This is a genomic window from Streptomyces sp. NPDC047982, assembly GCF_043204165.1.
GTDB lineage: Bacteria > Actinomycetota > Actinomycetes > Streptomycetales > Streptomycetaceae > Streptomyces.
Window position 1 is genome coordinate 57,944 of the sequence record NZ_JBIDBS010000029.1, and the last position, 22,276, is coordinate 80,219.

Annotated in this window: 21 protein-coding genes and 2 pseudogenes; 3 read left to right on the forward strand and 20 right to left on the reverse strand. The window is 72.4% G+C overall.

Annotation, left to right across the window (positions count from 1 at the left end; all coding sequences use genetic code 11):
* Positions 1-348 precede the first annotated feature (348 nt).
* The 3 genes from groL to ACGF2V_RS28395 all read right to left on the reverse strand — a co-directional run bounded on the left by groL (position 349) and on the right by ACGF2V_RS28395 (position 3,669).
* Positions 349-1,974 (reverse strand): chaperonin GroEL, encoded by a 1,626-nt coding sequence (gene groL, locus ACGF2V_RS28385; RefSeq protein ID WP_362625228.1) that lies wholly within the window; start codon positions 1,972-1,974, stop codon positions 349-351.
* Between the two features lie 100 nt (positions 1,975-2,074).
* Positions 2,075-2,383 (reverse strand): co-chaperone GroES, encoded by a 309-nt coding sequence (groES, locus tag ACGF2V_RS28390; RefSeq protein ID WP_073786877.1) that lies wholly within the window; start codon positions 2,381-2,383, stop codon positions 2,075-2,077.
* A gap of 263 nt (positions 2,384-2,646) precedes the next feature.
* The gene (locus ACGF2V_RS28395) at positions 2,647-3,669 is read right to left on the reverse strand and encodes a polysaccharide deacetylase family protein (RefSeq protein ID WP_362625230.1); all 1,023 of its coding nucleotides are present in this window, start codon (positions 3,667-3,669) and stop codon (positions 2,647-2,649) included.
* Between the two features lie 379 nt (positions 3,670-4,048).
* On the opposite strand from ACGF2V_RS28395, the gene ACGF2V_RS28400 reads away from it, so the two are divergent.
* Positions 4,049-5,248: a methyltransferase domain-containing protein gene (locus ACGF2V_RS28400; RefSeq protein WP_362710001.1), complete on the forward strand. Its 1,200-nt coding sequence runs from the start codon at positions 4,049-4,051 to the stop codon at positions 5,246-5,248.
* Between the two features lie 62 nt (positions 5,249-5,310).
* On the opposite strand, the gene ACGF2V_RS28405 is transcribed toward ACGF2V_RS28400, so the two are convergent.
* The gene (locus tag ACGF2V_RS28405; protein WP_362625232.1) at positions 5,311-5,976 is read right to left on the reverse strand and encodes a hypothetical protein; all 666 of its coding nucleotides are present in this window, start codon (positions 5,974-5,976) and stop codon (positions 5,311-5,313) included.
* Positions 5,977-6,080: 104 nt separating this feature from the next.
* Between ACGF2V_RS28405 and ACGF2V_RS28410 the strand changes: the two genes are divergently transcribed.
* The gene (locus tag ACGF2V_RS28410) at positions 6,081-6,701 is read left to right on the forward strand and encodes a methyltransferase domain-containing protein (RefSeq protein WP_362709957.1); all 621 of its coding nucleotides are present in this window, start codon (positions 6,081-6,083) and stop codon (positions 6,699-6,701) included.
* Positions 6,702-6,884: 183 nt separating this feature from the next.
* On the opposite strand, the gene ACGF2V_RS28415 is transcribed toward ACGF2V_RS28410, so the two are convergent.
* Genes ACGF2V_RS28415 through tsaB form a run of 4 tightly spaced genes read right to left on the reverse strand, consistent with a single transcriptional unit; the run spans position 6,885 to position 9,506 of the window.
* On the reverse strand, positions 6,885-7,169 hold the full coding sequence (locus ACGF2V_RS28415; RefSeq protein WP_362709955.1) for a hypothetical protein: 285 nt from the start codon (positions 7,167-7,169) through the stop codon (positions 6,885-6,887).
* Complete coding sequence (tsaD, locus tag ACGF2V_RS28420; RefSeq protein WP_362709952.1) at positions 7,166-8,284, reverse strand: tRNA (adenosine(37)-N6)-threonylcarbamoyltransferase complex transferase subunit TsaD; 1,119 nt, start codon at positions 8,282-8,284, stop codon at positions 7,166-7,168. The genes ACGF2V_RS28415 and tsaD overlap by 4 nt, the downstream gene beginning before the upstream one ends.
* Entirely contained in the window at positions 8,284-8,799 is a 516-nt protein-coding gene (rimI, locus tag ACGF2V_RS28425) for a ribosomal protein S18-alanine N-acetyltransferase (RefSeq protein ID WP_362709999.1), read from the reverse strand. Before rimI ends, tsaD begins: the two co-directional genes overlap by 1 nt.
* A 44-nt stretch (positions 8,800-8,843) precedes the next feature.
* The gene (tsaB, locus tag ACGF2V_RS28430; protein ID WP_362709949.1) at positions 8,844-9,506 is read right to left on the reverse strand and encodes a tRNA (adenosine(37)-N6)-threonylcarbamoyltransferase complex dimerization subunit type 1 TsaB; all 663 of its coding nucleotides are present in this window, start codon (positions 9,504-9,506) and stop codon (positions 8,844-8,846) included.
* A 176-nt stretch (positions 9,507-9,682) separates the two neighbouring features.
* Here tsaB and ACGF2V_RS28435 point away from each other — a divergent pair, with 176 nt between their 5' ends.
* Positions 9,683-10,243, forward strand: coding sequence for a hypothetical protein (locus ACGF2V_RS28435; protein WP_362709946.1), 561 nt, complete (start codon positions 9,683-9,685; stop codon positions 10,241-10,243).
* 112 nt (positions 10,244-10,355) lie between these two features.
* Here ACGF2V_RS28435 and ACGF2V_RS28440 read toward each other — a convergent pair whose 3' ends face one another.
* The 12 genes and pseudogenes from ACGF2V_RS28440 to ACGF2V_RS28495 form a co-directional block, all read right to left on the reverse strand.
* Positions 10,356-11,096, reverse strand: a complete 741-nt coding sequence (locus tag ACGF2V_RS28440) for a hypothetical protein (protein WP_362709943.1) — start codon at positions 11,094-11,096, stop codon at positions 10,356-10,358.
* 181 nt (positions 11,097-11,277) lie between these two features.
* On the reverse strand, positions 11,278-11,592 hold the full coding sequence (locus ACGF2V_RS28445; protein ID WP_362625243.1) for a hypothetical protein: 315 nt from the start codon (positions 11,590-11,592) through the stop codon (positions 11,278-11,280).
* Positions 11,593-11,764: 172 nt separating this feature from the next.
* Positions 11,765-12,331, reverse strand: coding sequence for a tRNA (adenosine(37)-N6)-threonylcarbamoyltransferase complex ATPase subunit type 1 TsaE (gene tsaE, locus ACGF2V_RS28450; RefSeq protein ID WP_362709940.1), 567 nt, complete (start codon positions 12,329-12,331; stop codon positions 11,765-11,767).
* A 181-nt stretch (positions 12,332-12,512) separates the two neighbouring features.
* A complete protein-coding gene (locus ACGF2V_RS28455) occupies positions 12,513-13,751 on the reverse strand; it encodes an alpha/beta hydrolase (protein ID WP_362625247.1) in 1,239 nt (412 codons plus the stop codon).
* A gap of 149 nt (positions 13,752-13,900) precedes the next feature.
* Complete coding sequence (alr, locus tag ACGF2V_RS28460; RefSeq protein WP_362625249.1) at positions 13,901-15,055, reverse strand: alanine racemase; 1,155 nt, start codon at positions 15,053-15,055, stop codon at positions 13,901-13,903.
* Positions 15,056-15,164: 109 nt separating this feature from the next.
* Positions 15,165-15,287, reverse strand: coding sequence for a hypothetical protein (locus ACGF2V_RS28465; RefSeq protein WP_362709938.1), 123 nt, complete (start codon positions 15,285-15,287; stop codon positions 15,165-15,167).
* A 210-nt stretch (positions 15,288-15,497) separates the two neighbouring features.
* Positions 15,498-17,021: pseudogene (locus ACGF2V_RS28470) on the reverse strand (NAD(P)H-hydrate dehydratase); the annotation flags it as partial.
* Between the two features lie 4 nt (positions 17,022-17,025).
* Complete coding sequence (locus ACGF2V_RS28475) at positions 17,026-17,394, reverse strand: holo-ACP synthase (protein WP_073786857.1); 369 nt, start codon at positions 17,392-17,394, stop codon at positions 17,026-17,028.
* A 56-nt stretch (positions 17,395-17,450) separates the two neighbouring features.
* Entirely contained in the window at positions 17,451-19,298 is a 1,848-nt protein-coding gene (gene glmS, locus ACGF2V_RS28480) for a glutamine--fructose-6-phosphate transaminase (isomerizing) (RefSeq protein WP_362709935.1), read from the reverse strand.
* A gap of 156 nt (positions 19,299-19,454) precedes the next feature.
* Positions 19,455-20,463: pseudogene (locus ACGF2V_RS28485) on the reverse strand (DUF6177 family protein).
* 24 nt (positions 20,464-20,487) lie between these two features.
* Positions 20,488-21,198, reverse strand: coding sequence for a hypothetical protein (locus ACGF2V_RS28490; protein WP_362625254.1), 711 nt, complete (start codon positions 21,196-21,198; stop codon positions 20,488-20,490).
* Between the two features lie 222 nt (positions 21,199-21,420).
* Positions 21,421-22,272, reverse strand: coding sequence for an immunity 49 family protein (locus tag ACGF2V_RS28495; RefSeq protein ID WP_362625256.1), 852 nt, complete (start codon positions 22,270-22,272; stop codon positions 21,421-21,423).
* Positions 22,273-22,276 lie beyond the last annotated feature (4 nt).

A 22,276-nucleotide genomic window follows, 5' to 3' on the forward strand; every position in this document is an offset into this window, starting at 1 on the left:
GGAGCCCGAGCGCGGGAGGTCCGGGCGCGAGGATCGCGGGTTCGGGGCTCCCCGGCGATGGGACCCCCGAGCGGCGGATCACGTTGCGCGGCGGACTCCTGGCGGCTCGTCAGGCAGCGGAGGACGGCGGCCTGACGAGCCGCGCACCGACGGGGCCCAGTGCTGGCCACGCCACCGATGCCGGGAGGGGCACTGGCGCAACCCGCGGCCCGCGTAGGCGCCGATGTCCGGGGCTCCGGGCTTCAGCTTGTCGCCGAAGTAGTCCGTACCGCCGTTGTCCGCACATGCCGAGGCCCGGTATCCCGCGACGGGATACCGGGCCTCGGTGGCTGGTGCCGGGGTTACGCGTCAGTGCGCGTGGCCGTGGCCGCCGTGACCGGCCTCGGCCTCCTCCTCGGCCGGCTTCTCGACGACCAGGGTCTCGGTCGTGAGCAGCAGCGACGCGATGGACGCGGCGTTCTCCAGCGCGGAGCGGGTGACCTTGACCGGGTCGATGACGCCGGCCTTCACCAGGTCGCCGTACTCGCCGGTCGCGGCGTTGAAGCCCTCGCCCTTGTCGAGCTCGGCGACCTTGGAGGTGATGACGTAGCCCTCCAGGCCGGCGTTCTCGGCGATCCAGCGCAGCGGCTCGACGGCGGCGCGGCGCACGACCGCGACACCGGTGGCCTCGTCGCCGGTCTTGCCGAGGTTGCCCTCCAGGACCTTGACGGCGTGGACCAGGGCGGAGCCACCACCGGAGACGATGCCCTCCTCGACCGCGGCGCGGGTCGCGGAGATGGCGTCCTCCAGGCGGTGCTTCTTCTCCTTGAGCTCCACCTCGGTGGCGGCACCGACGCGGATCACACACACGCCGCCGGCCAGCTTCGCGAGGCGCTCCTGGAGCTTCTCGCGGTCCCAGTCGGAGTCCGTGGCCTCGATCTCGGCCTTGATCTGGTTGACCCGGCCCTTGACGTCGCCGGGCTCGCCGCCGCCGTCCACGATCGTGGTGTCGTCCTTGCTGACGGTGACGCGACGGGCGGTGCCCAGCACGTCCAGACCGGCCTGGTCGAGCTTGAGGCCGACCTCCTCGGCGATGACGGTCGCACCGGTGAGGGTGGCGATGTCGCCGAGCATGGCCTTGCGGCGGTCACCGAAGCCGGGGGCCTTCACGGCGACGGCGTTGAAGGTGCCGCGGATCTTGTTGACGACGAGGGTCGACAGCGCCTCGCCCTCGACGTCCTCAGCAATGATCAGCAGCGGCTTGGAGCCACCGGCCTGGATGACCTTCTCCAGCAGCGGGAGCAGCTCCTGGATGGCGCTGATCTTGCCCTGGTGGACCAGGATGTACGGGTCGTCGAGGACGGCCTCCATGCGCTCCTGGTCGGTCACCATGTACGGGGACAGGTAACCCTTGTCGAAGGCCATGCCCTCGGTGAAGTCGAGGTCCAGACCGAAGGTGTTGGACTCCTCGACGGTGATGACACCGTCCTTGCCGACCTTGTCCATCGCGTCCGCGATGAGCTCGCCGACCTGCGGGTCCTGCGCGGAGAGCGCGGCCACGGCGGCGATGTCGGACTTGTCGTCGATCGGACGGGCGGTCGCGAGGAGGTCCTCGGACACGGCCTGGACCGCGGCGTCGATGCCCTTCTTCAGGGCGGCCGGGGAGGCACCGGCGGCGACGTTGCGCAGACCCTCGCGGACCAGCGCCTGGGCCAGGACGGTGGCGGTGGTCGTACCGTCACCCGCGATGTCGTTGGTCTTGGTCGCGACCTCCTTCACCAGCTGGGCACCGAGGTTCTCGTACGGGTCCTCGATCTCGACCTCGCGCGCGATGGTGACACCGTCGTTGGTGATGGTGGGGGCGCCGAACTTCTTGTCGATGACGACGTTGCGGCCCTTGGGGCCGATCGTCACCTTGACCGTGTCGGCAAGCTTGTTGACGCCGCGCTCAAGGGCGCGACGGGCGTCCTCGTCGAACTTCAGGATCTTCGCCATGGGAGCTGAGCTTTCCTCTCGAACGAACCGCGCCCCCGGCCGCCCGGCTGATCAGGACGCACGGGGCCAGGGGCGCGGAACGGAAGCAGACGTGGGTGAATTACTTCTCGATGATCGCGAGGACGTCGCGAGCCGAGAGGACGAGGTACTCCTCGCTGTTGTACTTCACCTCGGTGCCGCCGTACTTGCTGTACAGCACGATGTCGCCGGTCTTGACGTCGAGCGGAAGGCGCTCGCCGTTCTCGAAGCGGCCCGGGCCCACGGCCAGGACGACGCCCTCCTGGGGCTTCTCCTTGGCGGTGTCCGGGATGACCAGGCCGGAGGCCGTGGTCTGCTCGGCGTCGAGCGGCTGGACCACAATGCGGTCTTCGAGCGGCTTGATCGCAACCTTGGTGCTGGCGGTCGACACGATCCGGTCTCCCCCTTCGGAGATCTCACGGGGTTAAGAGTCTGAGTGTGGCGACCAGGTGGATCCGTCGTCGCGGGTGCCGGACCTGCCAGTCGCACGGTACTGCTGGCACTCTCCATCGGTGAGTGCCAGCACCGAGACTATGACCGCGATTAGCACTCGGTCAAGCGGAGTGCCAATTCAGCCAGTCGTGGCGTCGGGGTTCCCCGTCGGCGCGGGGGCGCCGCAGCCCCGGTCCGCACCCCTCCCGCGCGGCCCTCCAGTCACACGTAGTCCTCCAGCCGGGCCACCGCGTACCCCTGGTCCGTGATCGTCTTCATGACGGAACGAACCAGGTCGGTCATGTCGGCGCCCCATTCGTTCCGGCCCCGGAAGTGCGTGAGGATGATGTCGCCGGGGCGCAGCTTCCCGTCCCCCTCGCGCCACTCCATGCGATCCGGGAACGCCTCCGCGTTCCAGAGCGGCACGGCCTTGATCCCGCAGGACTTCGCGATGCGCAGCGTGTCGCCGTCGTAGTTGCCGTACGGCGGGCGGAAGAGGACGGGCCGCTTCCCGAACTGCTTCTCGATGAGGTCCTGCTGCCCGCAGATCTCGCGCTTCTGCTCCTCGTACGAGAGCCCTGGGAGGTAGGGGTGGCTGAGGGTGTGGTTGTTGAGGGTGACGCCGAGCCGCTGCGCCTCGCCGAAGTACCCGTAGTTGCCCCGCACCTCGTCGTCGCTGAGGAACGCGCTGTACGGGATGTCCAGTTCGTCCATCATCCGGAGCAGTTCGGGGTCCTTCTCCGCGCCGTCGTCCATGGTCAGGAAGACCACCCGGTCCTCGGTCGGGACGGTCGTGAAGACCGGCGGCAGGGAGGCGTCGCCGCCCGTGACCTCGAACCCCTGCCGGGTGACGACGCGCGGCTTGACAGCGGGCGGCGGGGGTGCGATCAGGGGCGTGCGGCCCAGCCCCCACTTCTTGGCGAGGGCTGCCCGGACGGCCGGGGCGAGCTTCGCGTTCTCGCGCGCCCCGGCGGGGGCGCCGCCGTCGGCCGGGGCACCGGGGCCCGCGCGATGCCCCGGTCCGCCGGGCTGCCCGGGGGGCGGCTCGGCGGGCAGCGCGGGAAACGGGCCCGTGGAGGCGTCGGACCGAAGCCCGGGGCCGGTGTCCGCCCGCTCCGCGATCCCGGAGGCACACCCCGAACCGACGGCGGCGACCAGGAGTGCGGCCAGGACCGCGCGGGTCGGCCGGCACCCCGCGGAGCCCGGCCCGCGGGACGCGCACAGGCCCGATTCACACGCTGTCATGACCAATTCCTCCTTTTGTCGTATTAGTCGTATGAATGACGTGGCGTTGCATGCTGCCAGCTCACGAGGGGCTCTCCGGCCCGACACCACCGCCGGTCCCGCCGGTCGACCCGACTGGCTCACAATGGGGCGGGTGAACGCTCTCGCCCCGAACGACCCGGCCGGTACGCCCACCCCGGCCGGACCGAACAACTCGAATGCCCCATCCGTCGCCGACGCCACAGCCGGGGCGGACGTCCCGGCCGACACGGATGCCCCGGAAGTCGCAGACGCATCCGCAGGCACGGACGTCCCTGACGGCGCCGACACCGCGTCCGGGGCCGGTGACGCATCCGGGGCCGACGACACGTGCGGCGCGAATGATCCGCTCGCCGCCTTCCTGGCCCTGCGCACTCCCGAGGGGGCGGCGCTGCTGGACGAGCTGCGGTCCTACGACCCCTCGCAGGAGCTGGCCACCGCCACCCGGCTGCGCCGCACGCACCCGGCAGCCCTGGTGTCGGCGGCGCTGGGGCAGGCGCGGCTGCGGCAGCGCGCGGTGGCGAAGTTCGGTGCCGAGGACGCGTACCGGATGTTCTTCACACCGAACGGTGTCGAGCAGGCGACCCGTACGTCGGTGGCGACGCACCGGGCCCGGCGGTTCGCCGAGGCGGGCGGGGTGCGGAGCGTCGCGGACCTCTGCTGCGGGATCGGCGGCGACGCGATCGCGTTCGCGCGGGCGGGCATCCGGGTCCTCGCCGTGGACCGGGACCCGCTGACCGCCGAGGTGGCCCGCGCCAACGCCACCGCGCTCGGCCTAGCGGACCTGATCGAGGTGCGGTGCGCCGATGTCACCGAGGTCGACACCTCGGCGTACGACGCGGTCTTCGTCGACCCGGCCCGGCGCGGCGGCCGGGGACGGATCTTCGACCCCGAGGCGTACTCCCCGCCGCTTTCCTGGGCGACCGGCGCCGCGCTGCGGGCCCCCCGCGCCGCGCTGAAGATCGCCCCCGGCATCCCGCACGAGGCGATCCCGGAGCGGGCGGAGGCCGAGTGGATCTCGGACGGCGGCGACGTGAAGGAGGCGGTGCTCTGGTTCGGCGAGGGCTTCACGGCCGGTTCGTACCGCGCCACCGTGCTCCCGGCCGGGGCTGCTCTGTGGTCGGCCGCCCCGCTGCCCGCCCCGCCGGTCGGCCCGGTCGGGCGCTATCTGTACGAGCCGGACGGCGCCGTCATCCGCGCCCATCTGGTCGCCGACGTCGTGGCGCGGTGCGACGGGCGGCTGATCGACGGGACCATCGCGTACGTCACGAGCGACCGGCCATACGTGTCCCCGTACGCCTCCGGGTACGAGATCACCGATCAGCTGCCGTTCCACATGAAGAAGCTGAAAGCGCTGCTGCGGGAGCGGGAGGTCGGCGTCCTGACGGTGAAGAAGCGTGGTTCGGCCGTCGAACCGGAGGAGCTGCGCCGCCGGATGAAGCTCCGGGGGCCGAACGCCGCCACGGTGTTCCTGACCCGGGTGGCCGGGGCGCCGACGATGCTGATCGGGCATCCGTTGGCCGGCCCGCCGGCCGAGGAACGGTCGCCGACCGGCTGCTGACCGGGCCCGCGCCGGTGATCCGCCCGGCCCTCGAACGGGCGGGGGCCGGGCGGGGGCCCGAATCAGCGGTGCGCGCCGCCGCCGGTGGAGAAGAGCGGCTGCGGGGCGGCCGCCCCGGCCCGTACCCGCAGCACCCAGCGGCGATGGGCGAGCGCCTTGACGATGCCGATCAGTCCGGTGATCCAGGCGATCGTCCCGAGCCCCATGACGAGGGCGATCAGCCCGTAGCTCTCCTTGACCGACTCCTCGGCCGCCGGGAACGCGAAGCACAGGTACAGCCCGAGTGCGCACAGCGCGTAGGACAGCAGCAGCCAGGCCAGGGCCGCCCCCGGCATCCGCAGCCGCGCGTCCCGGGCCGGGTCGCGTCCCAACTCGCCCCAGGCGGCGAGCAGTCCGCGAATGTCGCGGTCGCGGTGCAGTCCGAGGGCGACGAGTACGGCGGCGGGCACCACGCAGCACAGGCCCATGACGACGAGGATCAGCGCGAGCACGGCGCTGACGACGTCGTGGGTCTCCTGGAACGCGATCAGCGCCGCGCTCACCAGCGACCAGCCGAACGCGCAGAGCGCGGCCCACAGCCACAGCAGCGCCAGCCGCCCCACCGACATGTGCCTTCTCACCAGCTCCGCGAGCACCGCGGCCCGGTCGACGAGCATCGCCTCGTGGTCGGGCCAGGCACGTAACTCCACAGGCGGTGGGGGTGGCGGAAGTTGGGTGCGCAATGACATGAACCCGACCCTATCGAGCGCGGGCCGCCACCCGCCTGGGCGGCGGCCCGATGCGTGGGGACCGCCCCGGTGCCATGCTGGAAAGGGACACACGGAGGTTCGCGATGGGGTTCTACGCCGAACGGATCGTGCCCCGGATCGTCGATGTCGTCGGCGGGATGAAGACGACGGAACCGCTGCGGCGCCGGGTCTGCGAGGGCCTGTACGGCGAGATCATCGAGATCGGGTTCGGCTCGGGGTGCAACGTGCCGTTCTACCCGGGGACCGTCACCGACGTGGCCGCGATCGAGCCGTCCGACGTCGGCTGGCGCCTCGCCCGTGACCGCATCCACGCGGGGCGCACCCCGGTCCGGCGCGCCGGACTGGACAGTCAGTACCTGCCGTTCGACGACGAGACCTTCGACGGCGCCCTGTCCACCTGGACGCTGTGCACCGTCCCGGACGCCGACGCGGCGCTGCGCGAGGTACGGCGGGTCCTGAAGCCCGGCGGCACCCTGCACTTCCTGGAGCACGGGCTGGCGCCCGAGGAGGACGAGGACGTGCGCCGCCGGCAGCACCGCCTCGACCCGCTGGAGCGGCGGCTCTTCGGGGGGTGCCGGCTGACCCGGCCGATCGCCGCGATGGTGACGGCCGCGGGGTTCACGATCGTCGACCTCGACGTGTTCTACGAGAAGGGCGCGCCGAGGACGATGGGCGCCGCCTCGCTGGGCTTGGCCGTGCGCTGACCGGGCGGGGCGTTGCGCCACTGGCCCCGGGCCGGCTGACCGGGCGGGGCGGACGGCGGCGGGCCGGCTGACCGGCCGCGAGCCGGCCGGCCCGGAGGCGGGCCGCGCCGTGGAGTACGGCCGCTTCCGCTTCGAGGCGCGGCGCCCGTGAACCACGACGGGCCACGGATCCCCGGCGTCCGCTCAGTCGGCGGACTCCACGGCCTCCAGGGACTCGAAGCGCCAGCGGTGCACCGGACGGGCGACCAACTCGTCCTCGGGTGAGGGGAGTTCGGGCAGTGCGTCACCGTAGGCCGCGTCCCACCAGGTGATGACCAGGACCCGGTCCTGCGGGGCCCGCAGCACCTCGCGCCGCAGCGGCTCGCGGGCCAGTTCGGCCGCGCGGGCGCGGGCCCACTCCAGGAGTTCGGGGCCCCGGCCGGTGACGGCGCGGGCCTCCCACATCAGCGCGACGGTCGTACCGCTCATGAGTAGAGGTTTTCCTTGCTGATCTCGTGCACGTGGTCGTGGTCGTGCGCGTGGCCGTGTCCGTGCGTGCGGGCGCCCGGCACGTGGGCGTCCGTCACCGGCAGCGACGAGTCCGCGGACAGTTCCAGGTCCGAGGCGGGGCGCCCACGGGCCACCATCTCCGCGCCCAGCGCCGCGACCATCGCGCCGTTGTCCGTGCACAGCCCCGGCCGGGGCACCCGCAGCCGGATGCCGGCCCGTTCGCACCGTTCCTCGGCCAGCGCCCGCAGCCGCGAGTTGGCCGCGACACCGCCGCCGATCATCAGGTGGTCGACGCCCTCGTCCTTGCAGGCGCGGACGGCCTTGCGGGTGAGCACATCCACCACGGCCTCCTGGAAGGACGCCGCCACGTCCCGTACCGGCACCTCCTCGCCCGCCGCCCGCTTGGCCTCGACCCAGCGGGCCACCGAGGTCTTCAGGCCGGAGAAGGAGAAGTCGTACGCGGCGTCGCGCGAACCGGTCAGTCCGCGCGGGAACGCGATCGCCGCCGGGTCGCCCTCCCGCGCCAGCCGGTCGATGACCGGGCCTCCGGGGAAGCCGAGGTCCAGCACCCGGGCGATCTTGTCGAACGCCTCGCCCGCCGCGTCGTCGATGGTCGCGCCCAGCGGACGCACGTCGCTGGTGATGTCCGGGGCCAGGAGGAGCGACGAGTGGCCGCCGCTGACCAGCAGCGCCATCGTCGGCTCGGGCAGCGGGCCGTGCTCCAGCTGGTCGACGCAGATGTGCGAGGCCAGGTGGTTCACCCCGTAGAGGGGCTTGCCCAGCGCGTACGCGTACGCCTTCGCCGCCGACACGCCGACCAGCAGCGCGCCCGCGAGTCCGGGACCGGCGGTCACGGAGATCCCGTCGAGGTCACGGGCGCTGATCCCGGCCTCCTTCAGGGCGCGCTCGATGGTGGGCACCATCGCCTCCAGGTGCGCGCGGGACGCGATCTCCGGGACCACGCCGCCGAAGCGGGCGTGCGTGTCGACGCTGGAGGCGACGGCGTCGGCGAGCAGGGTCGTGCCCCGGACGATGCCGACACCGGTCTCGTCGCAGGAGGTCTCGATGCCGAGTACGAGCGGTTCGTCAGCCATCAGTCAGTTCCTGTTTCCGGTACGGGCTCTTGTACGTCTTCGTGCGCGGCCATGTCGTCGCGCGTTTCCTCGTGCACGCGCAGGCGCATGACGAGCGCGTCGACGTTGCCCGGCTGGTAGTAGCCGCGGCGGAAGCCGATCGGTTCGAAACCGAAGCGTTCGTACAGCTTCTGCGCCCGGGTGTTGTCGACCCGGACTTCGAGCAGCACCTCGGCGCACTCGAAGTCCGTGGCGTGTTTCAGCAGGTCGGTGAGGAGGGCGGAACCGAGGCCGCCGCCCCAGTGGTCGCGGGTGACGCCGATGGTCTGCACGTCGGCGAGGTCTCCGGCCGCGGCGAGACCGGCGTAGCCGACGATCCGGCCGGTGGCCGGGTCCTCGGCGACGACGTAGCGGCGGGTGGCGCCCGGGCCGCGGGAGTGCGCCAGCTCGGACCAGAACATGCCGGCCGACCAGGCATCGTCCGGGAACAGCCCGGCTTCGAGTTCCAGCACCGGCTCGATGTCCCACCAGCGCATCTCGCGCAGTACGGCAGTGGTGCGCGCACTCGTGCTCGTGCTCGTCACTTCGGGGTGACCACCTTGTAGTTCTTCGGGACCTGGGCGTCGGGCCTGCGCAGGTAGAGCGGCCGGGGCGGCAGCAACTCCTCCCCGGCGGCGACGCGCTCGGCGGCGAGGGCGGCCAGCGCGCCCGCGCCGACGTGCTCGGGGCCCCGGGCGTCCGGGAACGCCTCCGGGTAGAGCGCGGCGCCCGCGCCGACGACGGGGAGCCCGGCCAGCGCCCCGGCGATCTCGGCCGGGCGGTCGACGGCGGGCTCCGTGACCCGGGTGCGGCAGTCCTCGTACCGCGCCCAGTAGACCTCCTTGCGGCGCGCGTCCGTCGCGACGGCGAACGGACCCTCCAGACCGGCGCGCCCGGCGGCGTACGCGAGACCGTCCAGGGTGCACAGCCCGTGCACGGGCACGGACAGCACGGAGCCGAAGGTCGCGGCCGTGACCAGGCCGACCCGCAGCCCGGTGTACGGGCCGGGGCCGACGCCCACGACCACGTCCGTCACGGCGTCGAGTTTCGTGCCCGCCTCGGCGAGGACCCGGTCGACGGCGGGCAGCAGCAGCTCCCCGTGCCTTCGGGCGTCGACCTGTCCGTACTCGGCGACGACGGAGGTCCCGTCGTGCAGGGCGACGGTGACGGCGGGGGTGGCGGTATCCAAGGCGAGCAAGAGCACGCAAACAGCCTACGGCTCCGCCGGACGGGCCACCGCGCCCCGGCCCGGCGTCCCCGGCGGGACGGGCCGGGGCGGCCCCGGCTGCTACCGTCACCACACGCGAGTACGACCTAACGACGTAAACGCTTGTACGACAAACGCTTGTGCTGTGAACGAAGGCGAAAGGGGCACGCACGGTGGCTAGGAGCAGCTCGGGAATCGTGGCCGGGCTCACCGTCGCGGCGCTCGCCGTGGTCGGTGTCCTGGCGTACCAGGCATCGGCGAACGCGCCCGACTCCGTCGCCGTCCCGAAGGCGTCCGCCACCGCCTCCGCCGCCGGCCCCGCGAAACCGGTGAAGGAGAAGGAGGCCCCGCCCGCGGTCCCCGCCGGGTCGGGGACCGGCAAGCGCACGGTGTACGCGCTGGCCGACCGCCGGGTGTGGCTCGTCGACGAGGGCGAGAAGGTGCTCAGGACCTTCGAGGTCGTGCCGAGCGCGCTGAGCCCCGCCCCCGGGACGTACCGGGTGACCAGCCGCAGCGAGCCCCCCACCAAGGGTTCGGACGGCGTGATGATCGAGCACGTGGTGCGGTTCGCGCTGGTCGACGGGGTGACCGTGGGGTTCAGTGCGGCGGTGGACGGCTCGATGAAGAGCCCGGACCCGTCACTGAAGACGGGCGGTGTGCGGATGTCCCGGGCCGACGGGGACGCGATGTGGAACTTCGCGTGGAACCGCACCGCGGTGGTCGTGGTTCCTTGAGGTCCGGCGCCGCGGTGACCGTCGGCCCCTGACCGCCCCGCCCTGTCCTCCGCGCTCCCGCCTCCGCGTCTGGAGGCGGGAGCGTGCGCCTGCACACCGGACGGGGCGGCGGTCAGGAGCCGAGCAGCCTGGCCGCGTACGCGTCCATCAGGTCGTCCGCGTCCTCCGGCAGGCCCAGGGCGCGCGCCGCGGCGGCGAAGTCCCAGTCGGTGATCCGTTCGGCGACGTCGACCGCGCCGAACGCGTTGTCCCGCTCGAAGTCGACGAGGGTTCCGCCCGCGCAGAGCGGCGCACGGCAGGAATGGTCGCCGTGGCCGAAGTAGAACGTCCCCGGGCACCGGACGGCGCGCAGGGCCAGGACCTCGCCCGCCGAGACCCCGTCGCGGCAGGCGACCTCGGCGGCGGCGACCATCGTGTAGTCCGGGAGGGCGACGAGGGCCCCGGTGACGGTGAGCGTGCCGAGCACCAGCACCATCGCCTGGTCCTCCAGGACCAGGTCCCCGTCGACGCGCATGTCGCCGCGGGCGATCGCCATCGTCCCCTCGGGCACGACGACCCGCCCCGTCCGCTGTTCCGGCACGGAGGCGGCGTACGCCTCGGCGAGCACCCGCAGTCCCGCCCACCGGTACTGGTCGGCGCCGTGCAGCCAGCCCCAGAAGCTGTCGGCGGTCAGCTCCTGCGGCGGCGCGCTCATCCGCTTGTCGAGATCGTCCACGCGGACGTCGTACGCGGCGGCCTCGGTGATGAAGAGCGGGTCACGCACCAGGTCCGGCCCGACGCGTTCGTACGCCTCGGCGATCCGTCCCGCGTCGAGCCGCAGCCCGTCCGACGACCAGCCCTGTCCTGCGCCCATTTCCGGTCTCCCCCCGTCATGGCCGCCACGGCGTGTACACCCGTATGTGTGAGCTTCCCGAGCGGCTCACGACACTCTAGGGCCGCCCGCCGCCGCCCGTCAGCCGTCCCGGAGTCCCTGCGCAGGGGACCCGCACGTTCCGGGCGAAGGGCTCCGATCCGAGGGCTTCGGCCCTTCCCGGCTACTCCTGCCGGGCCCTCCCCGACCGCCCCTTACCCGCTCTTTCCGGCCGGGGTCGGCCCGCCCGGCGTTCGAGCGCGGGATCGGCGCCGTCGGAGCGGGTGTCGGTGCCGGTGTCGGTCCCGGGATCCGCCTCGGAGCCGCTCCCGGGGTCCGGGCCGGTGTCGGCGGAGGGCGCGGACGCGGGCGCCGCCGTGTCCTCGCCGCGGTCGTCGGACGGCGGGGGCGGCGTCGAGACCGCCGTCGCCGCCGCGCAGGACGCCAGCAGGTCGCTCATCGACGGCGGCGGCACTTCGCGTTCGGCGGGCGTCGTCATGGATGCCTCCTGAGACTCCGATGGCAGGCATGGTCAGGGACGCCTAACCCGCTCTCGTCATCCATGTGACCACGCCCGCACCGCCCGGCGCAACAATTTGCCGACACGCTGTCGGAAAGCGTGTCGGGGACCGTCCCGGCCCCCGGAGCCAGGCCCCCGGACCCGACCGTCCTCAGTCCTCCAGGGCCTCGCGCAGCCCGGCCCAGCGCGCTCCGACGCCGACCAGCGTGACCGAGCGCCGCTCGTCGTCCGTGTCGCCGACCGCGCGGTGGATCAGCACATGCAGCCGGTCCTGCGACAGTTCCTCGACCTTCCCGTCGCCCCACTCCACGACCACCACCGACTCCGGCAGCGACACGTCGAGGTCCAGGTCCTCCATCTCGTCGAGCCCCCCGCCCAGCCGGTACGCGTCGACGTGGACCAGTGCGGGGCCCCCGGTCAGGGACGGGTGGACGCGGGCGATCACGAAGGTGGGGGACGTGACGGCGCCGCGCACGCCGAGGCCCTCGCCGAGCCCCCGGGTCAGCGTCGTCTTCCCGGCGCCGAGCTCGCCGCTGAGCATCACCAGGTCGCCGGGGCGCAGTACCCGGGCGAGCCGACGGCCCAGGGCCTGCATCTGTTCGGGTGAGTCGACTGCCAGGCCGACGGTGGCGGTGCCCGGGTCGGCGCCCTCGCCCGCCCCGGGCACCGGGCCGCCGTGCGGCGCCTGCGTCAGCGGGCTGTTGTGCGGTGCTTCCATGTCCGCCAACGTTACGGCCTGGGGGCGGTGGGGAGTGGATCAGGGAGCGTCGTCATGCGGCTTCGACTGCGATTCGCTTGCAGGGCGGAGGAGGGAGTCGACGCGGCGCATCGACGCCCCACGAGAACGGGCGAGCGGAGTCGCAGGGCGGCGCGGCCCGCTCCCTGTCGGCCCCAGGTCGTCAGCTCTTGCGGGCGACCGCGCCGACGCGTGCCAGCAGGTCGGCCAGCCGGTCCGTGACCGTCTCGGGGTGCTCCAGCATGACCAGGTGACCGCCGTCCGGCACGATGACCAGTTCCGCGTCCGGAAGCTGGTCGGCGATGCTCTCGCTGTGCGAGCTGGGCGTCACCAGGTCCTTGTCGCCCGCCAGGACCAGCACCGGGATGTCGCGGAACGCGGGCAGGGCATGGGTCTTGTCGTGTTCGGCGAAGGCCGGGTAGAACTCGGCGACGACATCGATCGGGGTCGACTCGATGAGCCGTTCGGCGAACCGTTCCACCGCCGGGTCGACGTCCCGCGAGCCGAACGAATACCGCTTGATCAGCCCGGCGAACAGGTCGGCGGTCGCCCGGCGGCCTCGTTCCACCAGCTCGGCCTGGGAGCCGAGCGCCCGGAGCACTCCGGGCAGCACCCGCCGCACCACGTTCACGCCCGCGAGCGGCAGCCCGAAACTGACCTCGTCGAGCTTTCCGCTCGACGTGCCGACGAACGCGACGGCGGCCACCCGTTCCCGGACGAGCTGGGGGTACTGCTCGGCGAGCGCCATGATCGTCATGCCGCCCATCGAGTGCCCGACCAGCACCAGCCTGCCCTCCGGGGCGGCCGCGTCGATGACCGCCTTCAGGTCCCGGCCGAGCTGGTTGATGCCGACCGTCACCCCGCCGGCCTGGTCCCGGCCCCGCTCCGAGCGGCCGTGACTGCGCTGGTCCCAGTGGACGGTACGGACCAGACCGCGCAACGCCGCCCGCTGGAAGTGCCAGGAGTCCTGGTTGAGGCAGTAGCCGTGGCTGAAGACCATCGTGACGGGCGCGGGCGCCTTGCGACCGAAGAGCCTGCGGCGGCGGGTGCCGTTGCCGGTGGTGCCTTTGTCGTCGCTCCCGTTGCCGTCGTCCCCGTCGTCCCCTCCTGGGGGCGTCGCGCCGTCCGGTTCGACCTCGTCGACCTCGTAGTACAGCTCGGTGCCGTCGTCGGCGACGGCCCGGCCCGGCAGCCCGCGCAGCGAGCCGTACGGGCCCGAGACGTCCAGCGCCAGCCGGGCCCGCCTGCGCATGCCCCGTCCCATGGTCAGCCGCTCGACCGCGACACCGGCCGCCGCGCCCGCCGCGAGCATGCCTATGGCGGCCCCGGCGAACCCGGCCCGTCGCCAGCCGGCCGTCGTGGCGCCCGTCGTCACCGCGTCCGCCGCGCTGAACTCGCTCACCGTGCCGCGCTCCTCGTCGGTCGTGCCCGTCGTTCCGGTCGTGCCGGTCGTGCCCGTCGTGCCCGTCGGCTCCGGTACGGTCCGGTCCGGACTATTCCGGACCGTTCCGGTCGTGATCAGATCGTGCCTGGTCAGGGGCGCTCGGCCGGTCAGGACTCGGCCGGGGCCCCCTGCAGGTGGACACGGGGCACCCGGGACCCGATCCGGGTGACGATCTCGTACGCGATCGTGTCGGCGGCCACGGCCCAGTCCTCGGCGGTCGGCTCGCCGCGGTCCCCCGGACCGAAGAGGACGGCCTCGTCGCCCACCTCGACCACGTCCCCGCCGAGGTCGACGACGAACTGGTCCATGGCCACCCTGCCCGCGATCCGCCGCTGTACACCGCCGACCAGAACGGGCCCGCGGCCGGAGGCGTGGCGAGGGATGCCGTCCGCGTAGCCGAGCGGCACCAGGCCAAGGGTGGTCTCCCGCGAGGTCGTGTAATGGTGCCCGTAGCTGATCCCGTGACCGCTCGGCACATGCTTGACCAGGGCGACCGACGCGGCGAGCGTCATGACGGGGCGCAGCCCGAAGTCGGCCGGCGTGCCCAGTTCCGGGCTGGGCGACAGGCCGTACATCGCGATCCCGGGCCGGACGAGATCGAAGTGGGTCTCGGGGAGGGTGAGCGTCGCCGGGGAGTTGGCGACGTGCCGCACCTCGGGGTCGATGCCCTCCTTCTCCGCGTACGCGACCATGTCCCGGAACACGTTCAGCTGCCGGGCGATGGAGGGGTGGCCGGGTTCGTCGGCGCAGGCCAAGTGGGACCAGAGGCCGGTGACCCGGACGACGCCGGTCTTCTCGGCGGCGCGGGCGGCAAAGACCAGTTCGGACCAGTCGGCGGGCTGGCAGCCGTTGCGTCCGAGCCCGGTGTCGGCCTTGAGCTGGACCCGGGCCGGAACGCCGGCATCCGCCGCCGCGGCGACGACCTCGCGCAGCGCCCACATCCCGCTCACCGACACGTCGATGTCGGCCTCGATCGCCTCGCGCCAGGGCCCGCCCGGCGTCCACAGCCAGCACATCACCCGGCCGCCGAGCCCGGCCGCCCGCAGTTCCAGCGCCTCCTGCGGGGTCGCGGTGCCCAGCCAGGTCGCCCCGGCCTCCAGCGCGGCCCGGGCGCAGGGCACGGCTCCGTGCCCGTACGCGTCGGCCTTCACGACGGCCATGAGCTGCGCTCCGCCCACCCGCGCGCGCAGTTCGCGCACGTTCGCACGCAGTGCGGCGAGGTCGATCTCGGCTCGGGCTCTCAAGGACGGTGTCTCGTTCATCGTGCCCCAGTCTCTCAGAGGCACGTGATGTGCCTTTTCGGCGCACGCTCCCGGGAGGGGCCCGGGACCGGCCGGCCACGGGCCGTCAGGGCCGCCGGGGACGCCCGGTTCAGTGGTGGCGCAGCTCGTGTTCCAGGTGGTCGACGAGGACGCGGGTGCCGTCGCCGTCCTCCGGCCGGTCGTACACCCGGCGTACGCGTGCCTTGCCGCTGCCGTCGCTGCTCCTGTCCATGGCCGGCCCTCCTGTCGGCGCGTGTCGCCCCGTGTCGCCCCGTGTCGGCCGCCTGCGGCGCGGGGTGCCCGGTGCGGGTGGCCGTCGGCGCGCCACGCTCCCGGCCGTTGCGACGCCCGTGCCCGCGCCGACCCGTCACGCCCCGCGCGGCCCGTGCGGCACCCGTCGTGGCCTGTGCGGCCCGTCGTGGCCTGCGCCCAGGATCACTCGGGCCCGTACGTCCCGCCATGCCGCCGGGATCGCCTCCGCGACGTCCTGGGCGGCGACCGGCGAACCGTCGGCGGCGTACCGGGCGGCGAGACCGTGCAGATAGGCGCCGACGGACGCGGCGTCGCGCGGGGCCAGGCCCGCCGCCAGCAGGGAGCCGGTCAGCCCGGAGAGGACGTCGCCGCTGCCCGCCGTGGCCAGCCAGGAGATGCCGGTCGGGTTGACCCGTACGGGGACGTCCTGGTCGGCGGTGGCGACCAGGGTCGTCGACCCCTTCAGCAGGACCGTGGCGCGGTGGAGTCGGGCCAGTTCGCGTACGGCGGCGAGCCGCCCGGCCTCGACCTCCTCGCGGGGGACGCCGAGCAGGGCGGCGGCCTCGCCCGCATGCGGGGTGAGGACGGTCGGCGCGCTGCGCGCCCGTACGGCGTCGCGGTCGAGCAGCCGCAGCCCGTCCGCGTCGACCAGCACCGGGACGTCCGCCGCCAGCACGTCGCCGACCGCCTCGGCGGCCTCCGCGCCGTCACCGAGGCCGGGCCCCACCACCCACGCCTGCACCTGCCCCGCCTTCGACGGCGGGCCCGCGTGGACCAGGGTCTCCGGGTGACGCGCGATCACCGCGCCGCCGCCTGGCCCGACATACCGCACCGCGCCGGCGCCGCCGCGCAGCGCACCGGAGACGGCCAGCACCGCCGCTCCCGGGTACCGGGCCGATCCGGCGACGATCCCGACGACGCCCCGCCGGTACTTGTCGCTCTCGTTCGCGGGCACCGGCAGCAGCGCGGCGAGGTCCGCGTACTGCAACGCCTCCAGGTCGGGCACGTCCGGCAGTTCGGGCCAAAGCCCGATGTCGACGAGGTGCAGCGCGCCCGCGCGTTCGGCGGCCGGATCGACGAGCAGGCCCGGCTTGTACGTACCGAAGGTGACGGTCGCGTCGGCGCGCACGGCGTCGCCGAGCACCTCGCCGGTGTCGGCCTCGACCCCGCTGGGCAGGTCGACCGCGACGACGGCCGCGCCGGTCGCCGTGAAGGCCCGGACCAGTGCGGCGGCGTCCGGACGCAGACCGCCGTGCCCGCCGATGCCGGTGATCCCGTCCACGACGAGGTCGACGTGCCCGCCCCAGGCGGCGGCCACCACCGCACCGCCCGCACCCGGCTCCGGCCCCGTGCCCTCGCCCGGTGCCGTCGCTTCGGACGGTCCCGCGCCCTGCTCCACCACGCGTCCGCCCGCCGCGCGCAGCGCCGCGAGTCCGCCCGCGTGGGCGCGGCCCGGCGAGGTGAGCACGGCGCGCACCCCGGCGCCCCGGCGGGCCAGCCGTGCGCCCGCGTACAACGCGTCGCCCCCGTTGTCGCCGCTGCCGACGAGCAGGACCACCCGCGCCCCGTACACCCGTCCCCGCCGTCGCAGCACGTCGATGCAGGCCGCCGCGAGTCCCGCCGCGGCGCGCTGCATCAGGGCGCCCTCGGGCAGCCGGTCCATCAGGGCGCGCTCGGCGGCCCGTACGGTCTGAACGCTGTAGGCGGTACGCATGTGGTCAACCCTCCGCGATCACCACGGCCGACGCCACTCCCGCGTCGTGACTGAGCGACACGTGCCAGTGCCGTACGCCCAGCTCGGCGGCGCGCGCGGCGACCGTGCCCCGGACCCGCAGCCGGGGCTGCCCGCTGTCCTCGACGTAGACCTCGGCATCCGTCCACAGCAGTCCGGCCGGCGCGCCGAGCGCCTTGGCGATGGCCTCCTTGGCGGCGAAGCGGGCGGCGAGCGAGGCGATGCCGCGCCGCTCGCCGCTGGGCAGCAGCCGTTCCCGCTCCAGGAAGAGCCGGTCGGCCAGATGCGGCGTACGCTTCAGCGCCGCGTCGAACCGTTCGATCTCGGCCACGTCGATGCCCACCCCGATGATCACAGGCGTTCCCTCATCACTCACTCGCTGGCGTGCATGCGCGCCGGCGAGCCGGCGCGCTACTCCACGGTCACGGACTTCGCCAGATTGCGCGGCTGGTCCACGTCGTTGCCGCGGGCCGTCGCGAGTTCGCAGGCGAAGACCTGCAACGGCACGGTCGAGACCAGCGGCTGAAGCAGCGTAGGCGTTGCCGGGATCCTGATGAGGTGGTCGGCGTAGGGAACGACCGAATCGTCGCCCTCCTCGGCGATGACGACGGTACGGGCGCCACGAGCCCGGATCTCCTGGATGTTCGACACGATCTTGTCATGCAGCACCGACCGGCCGCGGGGCGAGGGCACGACCACAACGACCGGCAGACCGTCCTCGACGAGCGCGATCGGCCCGTGCTTGAGCTCGCCGGCGGCGAAGCCCTCGGCGTGCATGTACGCGAGTTCCTTGAGCTTGAGCGCGCCTTCGAGGGCGACCGGGTAGCCGACATGGCGGCCCAGGAAGAGGACGGTGTCGTGGTCGGCGAGGGACCGGGCGAGCGCCCGGACCGGCTCCATGGTCTCCAGGACGCGGGCGACCGCCCCGGACATCTCGGAGAGCTGGCGGATGACGGTGCGGATCTCGTCGCCCCATTTGGTTCCGCAGTTCTGGCCCAGGTACAGGGCGACGAGGTAGCAGGCGACGAGCTGGGTGAGGAACGCCTTGGTGGAGGCGACGGCGACCTCGGGTCCGGCGTGCGTGTAGAGCACGGCGTCGGATTCGCGGGGGATGGTGGAGCCGTTCGTGTTGCAGATGGCCAGGACCTTCGCACCCTGTTCGCGGGCGTGCCGCACGGCCATCAGGGTGTCCATCGTCTCGCCGGACTGGGAGATCGCGACGACGAGGGTGCGGTGGTCGAGGATCGGGTCGCGGTAGCGGAACTCGCTGGCCAGCTCGGTCTCGCAGGGGATCCGGGTCCAGTGCTCGATGGCGTACTTGGCGATCATCCCGGCGTGGAACGCGGTGCCGCAGGCGATCACCACGACCTTGTCGACCTCCCGCAGCTCGTGGGGCGCGATCCGGACCTCGTCGAGGCGGAGGGCGCCCGCTCCGTCGATCCGCCCGAGGAGCGTGTCGGCGACGGCCCGGGGCTGTTCGGCGATCTCCTTGAGCATGAAGGAGGTGTGGCCGCCCTTCTCGGCGGCGGACACGTCCCAGTCCACGTGGTACTCGCGCACGGTCGCGGGCCCGCCGTCGAAGTCGGTGACGGTGACGCCCTCGCGACGCAGCTCCACCACCTGGTCCTGACCCAGTTCGATCGCGGAGCGGGTGTGCGCGATGAACGCGGCCACGTCGGAGGCCAGGAACGCCTCGTCCGCTCCCACCCCCACGACGAGCGGCGAGTTGCGCCGGGCCCCGACCACCGTGTCCGGCGCGTCCGCGTGCACCGCGACGAGGGTGAACGCGCCCTCCAGCCGCCGGCACACCTGCCGCATCGCCTCCGCCAGGTCCGCGCAGGACGAGAACGCCTCGGCCAGGAGGTGGGCGACGACCTCGGTGTCGGTCTCGGAGACCAGGTCGTGGCCGCGCTCGGCGAGTTCGGCGCGCAGCCGGGCGAAGTTCTCGATGATCCCGTTGTGCACGACCGCGACGCGGCCCGCGTTGTCCAGGTGCGGGTGCGCGTTCGCATCGGTGGGCGCGCCGTGGGTGGCCCAGCGGGTGTGCCCGATCCCGGTGGTACCGGCCGGGAGGGGCGCCTCGGCCAGGGCCTTCTCCAGGTTGACCAGCTTGCCCGCCCGCTTCGCCCCGGCCAGCCCGCCGTCCGCGAGCACGGCGATGCCCGCCGAGTCGTAGCCCCGGTATTCGAGACGCTTCAGCCCCGCGACGACGACGTCCTGCGCCGACTGCCCACCGACGTATCCGATGATCCCGCACATACCGTTCCCTTCTCTGGGCCTCATTGCCTTCCGGGCCATTCACCCCCTCCGTCCCGAATCGTCGCAGAAGCCGGGCAGGGCGGCAGGGAACGCGTCGCGGGACGGGCCGGGTGTCCCGGGTGTCCGTACGGGGCCGACGCGGGCGGGAGCCACCGCTCATTCGCTGCGCCGGGCGCCGCCGATGTGGTCGTTGATCTGCTGGAGGCGCTGCCAGGCGGCGGGGTCGGTGCCGTCGCCGAGCGTGTAGTGCAGGGCGGGCCGGATGGCCGGGCCGAGCCGGACGGGCGTGAAGGCGCCGTGGGCCCCGGGGCCTGGGCCGAGGTCGGCGACGGCCTCGGGGCCCAGGGTGAAGGTGAGCGGTACCGGCGGCGGCTCATGGTGGGCCGGGGTGGTCAGATCCCCGCGCGCGGTGCGCAGCTGGCCGACCATCGTGGCGAGATGGTGACCGGTGGCCAGGGACTCGGCCACCTCGGGCAGCACATCCACTGGAGCGCCCATGTCGGCGTCGTGGCCGAGGGCCAGAGTGATGTGCTCTTCGACGCCGAGGCGGATACGTGCGGTACGCATGGTGGCGATCGCCGGACGGTCGGGGGCGCCGACGGCGACGATCCAGGTGGGCAGGGACTGCTGGGCACGGGTGCGGGCCAGGTCAGTCAACTGGCGCATCGACCAGGGCACATTGACGGGTTCGGCGGTAGACCAGCCGGCGGGCGGGCCCCGGTGAGCATGCGCCAGACCTCTTCCAGGGCGCCGCCCAGGACGAGCCGTTCATCGGCCGGGTGGACCGTACGGATGGAGAGCAGCAGTTGCCGCTCTCCCACGACATCGGACCGGGGCCGGAAGGCGTCCGCGATCCGGGGCTGTCGCCGGTGACAGGGGTGAAGCGCCCCTCGTGCCAGTGCAGCACGGATCCGGAGAGTCCGTCGTAGTAGCCGCACGCGGGGTCGCGAACGACCCAGCGGGACGGCAGCCCGTCCAGCAGCGTACGGGCAGGGAACGTGAGCCGTGTGCCAGGCGGAGTGAGAAGGTGCAGCTCACGCCCGGTGCGGGCCGTGTGGAGAGAACCCGAGACTCCTGCCTCAGCTGCCCAGGTGTCGTCCGGTGCGGTGCATTTCTTAAACGCCTCGTCGAGTTGCCCGACAAACCTGCGCAGGAGATCGGCCACGGGCTTGGAGAGTTGCTCCGGCAGTTACTCGATCCGGTCTCGCGCCAGGAGAGCTTCGCAGTACAACGCGACCGGATAATTTCCGGTGGGGCGCCAGCCGGATTCCATATGCCGGACCATTCTCTCCCATTCTGCAAGATAAGCCCGAGAATGGTACAGGTGAGCTCCTGATTCATCAACGAGTACAGGGTCAGCGGGGCTTTCGTGTGCAACTCGGAGGAGCTCCGTGGCGTGGATGAATTCCGAGGTGGTCGGCGTGGGGACATGCTGTTCCCGGACGATCTCTGGAAGCTGCATGACACGAACGCCATGAAGTTGAGGGATGGCAGCCTCAACGGCGTCGATGGAGTACTCGGGCCGCTCGTCGTCCGACGCCAGGAGACGAGCACGGGTCACCAAACCGGTTGCGGTCACCAGCCAATATGCGCTGGGAAGTTGCTCTTCGGCGGGATACAGGACCATGGTCTGTGCTGCAACAGCGAAGCGTGAAGCGAATTCTGGCTCGGTCGGCTGCTGGGAGACAGCGTCCTGGACGAAGATATCCAGAGTCAGTGCGACGTCGCCAAGGACAGGCGAGTAGTCGCACAGGGCAAGAGCATCCCAGTTGCGGTTGTCCTGATCGGCGTCGACGTCGGCGACATCTACGGAGTTCGGCTCGACGCGCAGGCACGACGCCAGGGCATCGGAGATTCGGGACGGCTGCAGGCGATCGGTGGTGAAGAGGTTGTATGTCATCGGTAGGTCCCGTTGTAGAGGTCCAGCGCCTTCTGAACGGCTTGTGGGTTGTTGACGAACCGAGGGTTCCGCGTCAACTGCACCGCCAGCCGCCTTCATCCTCGTCAACGCCGATCTGGTCAAATCCTGATCGTCACGGCCGTGACGGTCAGGCTTTGACCAGATCGGTAAATCCGGCTTACCCGACACCGCTCACGCTGAAATCGTTTCGGTCGGCCCGGATTACGTGGGGAACTCTCCGCACCAGTTGCGGGTCAGAAGGGTGGAGGGCAGGTACTCGGATTCAACCTCGATGGGGATGCCCGCGTCGTGGGCGAAGCAGGCCATGGCGAGCGGAGCGAGTGCGACGAGGCCCGATGCCTGGAGGGAACGGCTTTCCTCGCTCCAGTACTCCTTGTGCCATTGGAGAGCAGTGGTGAGCGCCTGGGTGAAGCCGGCGTGGTCGTTGCGGATGATCCGGTGGAGCATCTCCATCGGGGGGTACAGCAGCTTGCCCGCCGACTCCGGATCGCTGGCGACTTCCGGGGCGGTGCCGTCGACTGCGGCCACCAGTTTCTGGCCGAGGTCGGGGCCGCCGAGCCAGTAGGCCTGGAGTGTCTCGATCCAGTCGTATACGAACTCGTCGACCGGCGAGCTGTTTTCCCGCAGCAGGGACATTGGAACTCGGCACAGGGCGGTGATCCGGTCGCGTTCCCGGCACACCGCAGCCAGGTAGAAAGCGTCGATCCAGGTACTCCGGTTGACGTACCACTGTGGCCCGGTGGCCTGAAGCGTGCGGTCCTTGTGTGCGATGCGACACTGCACGTGCTCCTCTGTCGTGGTCGCAGCGGCGAACACGGCGGAAGAGACCTGCATCGCGTTCACCCAGGCATCCCACGTGGGGAATATTGCAGCCTCGGGGTCCAGCAGGCAGCGAGAGTTGGCCATGGTGAGCGTGATGCGCTGAGCGTCACCCAGATCGGTGGAGTCAGTCTCCAGGCCGTCGATCAACTCCTGCACGCTCCCTTGGAGCACGGCGATGCCCTCTTCCGCATTCCCGGTGGGAAGGGGCGGACGGGTGATAATCGTGGCCAATGCT

Excerpts from the sequence above, each read along its gene's own strand:
- rimI (WP_362709999.1), bottom strand. The coding sequence starts at position 8,799 with ATGCGCTGGTGGGACATCGAGCCGGTGCTGGAACTCGAAGCCGGGCTG.
- ACGF2V_RS28465 (WP_362709938.1), bottom strand. The coding sequence starts at position 15,287 with ATGGACAGGAGCAGCGACGGCAGCGGCAAGGCACGCGTACGCCGGGTG.
- alr (WP_362625249.1), bottom strand. The coding sequence starts at position 15,055 with ATGAACGAGACACCGTCCTTGAGAGCCCGAGCCGAGATCGACCTCGCC.
- ACGF2V_RS28395 (WP_362625230.1), bottom strand. The coding sequence starts at position 3,669 with ATGACAGCGTGTGAATCGGGCCTGTGCGCGTCCCGCGGGCCGGGCTCC.
- ACGF2V_RS28490 (WP_362625254.1), bottom strand. The coding sequence starts at position 21,198 with ATGACATACAACCTCTTCACCACCGATCGCCTGCAGCCGTCCCGAATC.
- ACGF2V_RS28405 (WP_362625232.1), bottom strand. The coding sequence starts at position 5,976 with ATGTCATTGCGCACCCAACTTCCGCCACCCCCACCGCCTGTGGAGTTA.
- ACGF2V_RS28410 (WP_362709957.1), top strand. The coding sequence starts at position 6,081 with ATGGGGTTCTACGCCGAACGGATCGTGCCCCGGATCGTCGATGTCGTC.
- ACGF2V_RS28440 (WP_362709943.1), bottom strand. The coding sequence starts at position 11,096 with ATGGGCGCAGGACAGGGCTGGTCGTCGGACGGGCTGCGGCTCGACGCG.
- tsaD (WP_362709952.1), bottom strand. The coding sequence starts at position 8,284 with ATGGCTGACGAACCGCTCGTACTCGGCATCGAGACCTCCTGCGACGAG.
- glmS (WP_362709935.1), bottom strand. The coding sequence starts at position 19,298 with ATGTGCGGGATCATCGGATACGTCGGTGGGCAGTCGGCGCAGGACGTC.
- ACGF2V_RS28415 (WP_362709955.1), bottom strand. The coding sequence starts at position 7,169 with ATGAGCGGTACGACCGTCGCGCTGATGTGGGAGGCCCGCGCCGTCACC.
- groL (WP_362625228.1), bottom strand. The coding sequence starts at position 1,974 with ATGGCGAAGATCCTGAAGTTCGACGAGGACGCCCGTCGCGCCCTTGAG.
- ACGF2V_RS28445 (WP_362625243.1), bottom strand. The coding sequence starts at position 11,592 with ATGACGACGCCCGCCGAACGCGAAGTGCCGCCGCCGTCGATGAGCGAC.
- tsaE (WP_362709940.1), bottom strand. The coding sequence starts at position 12,331 with ATGGAAGCACCGCACAACAGCCCGCTGACGCAGGCGCCGCACGGCGGC.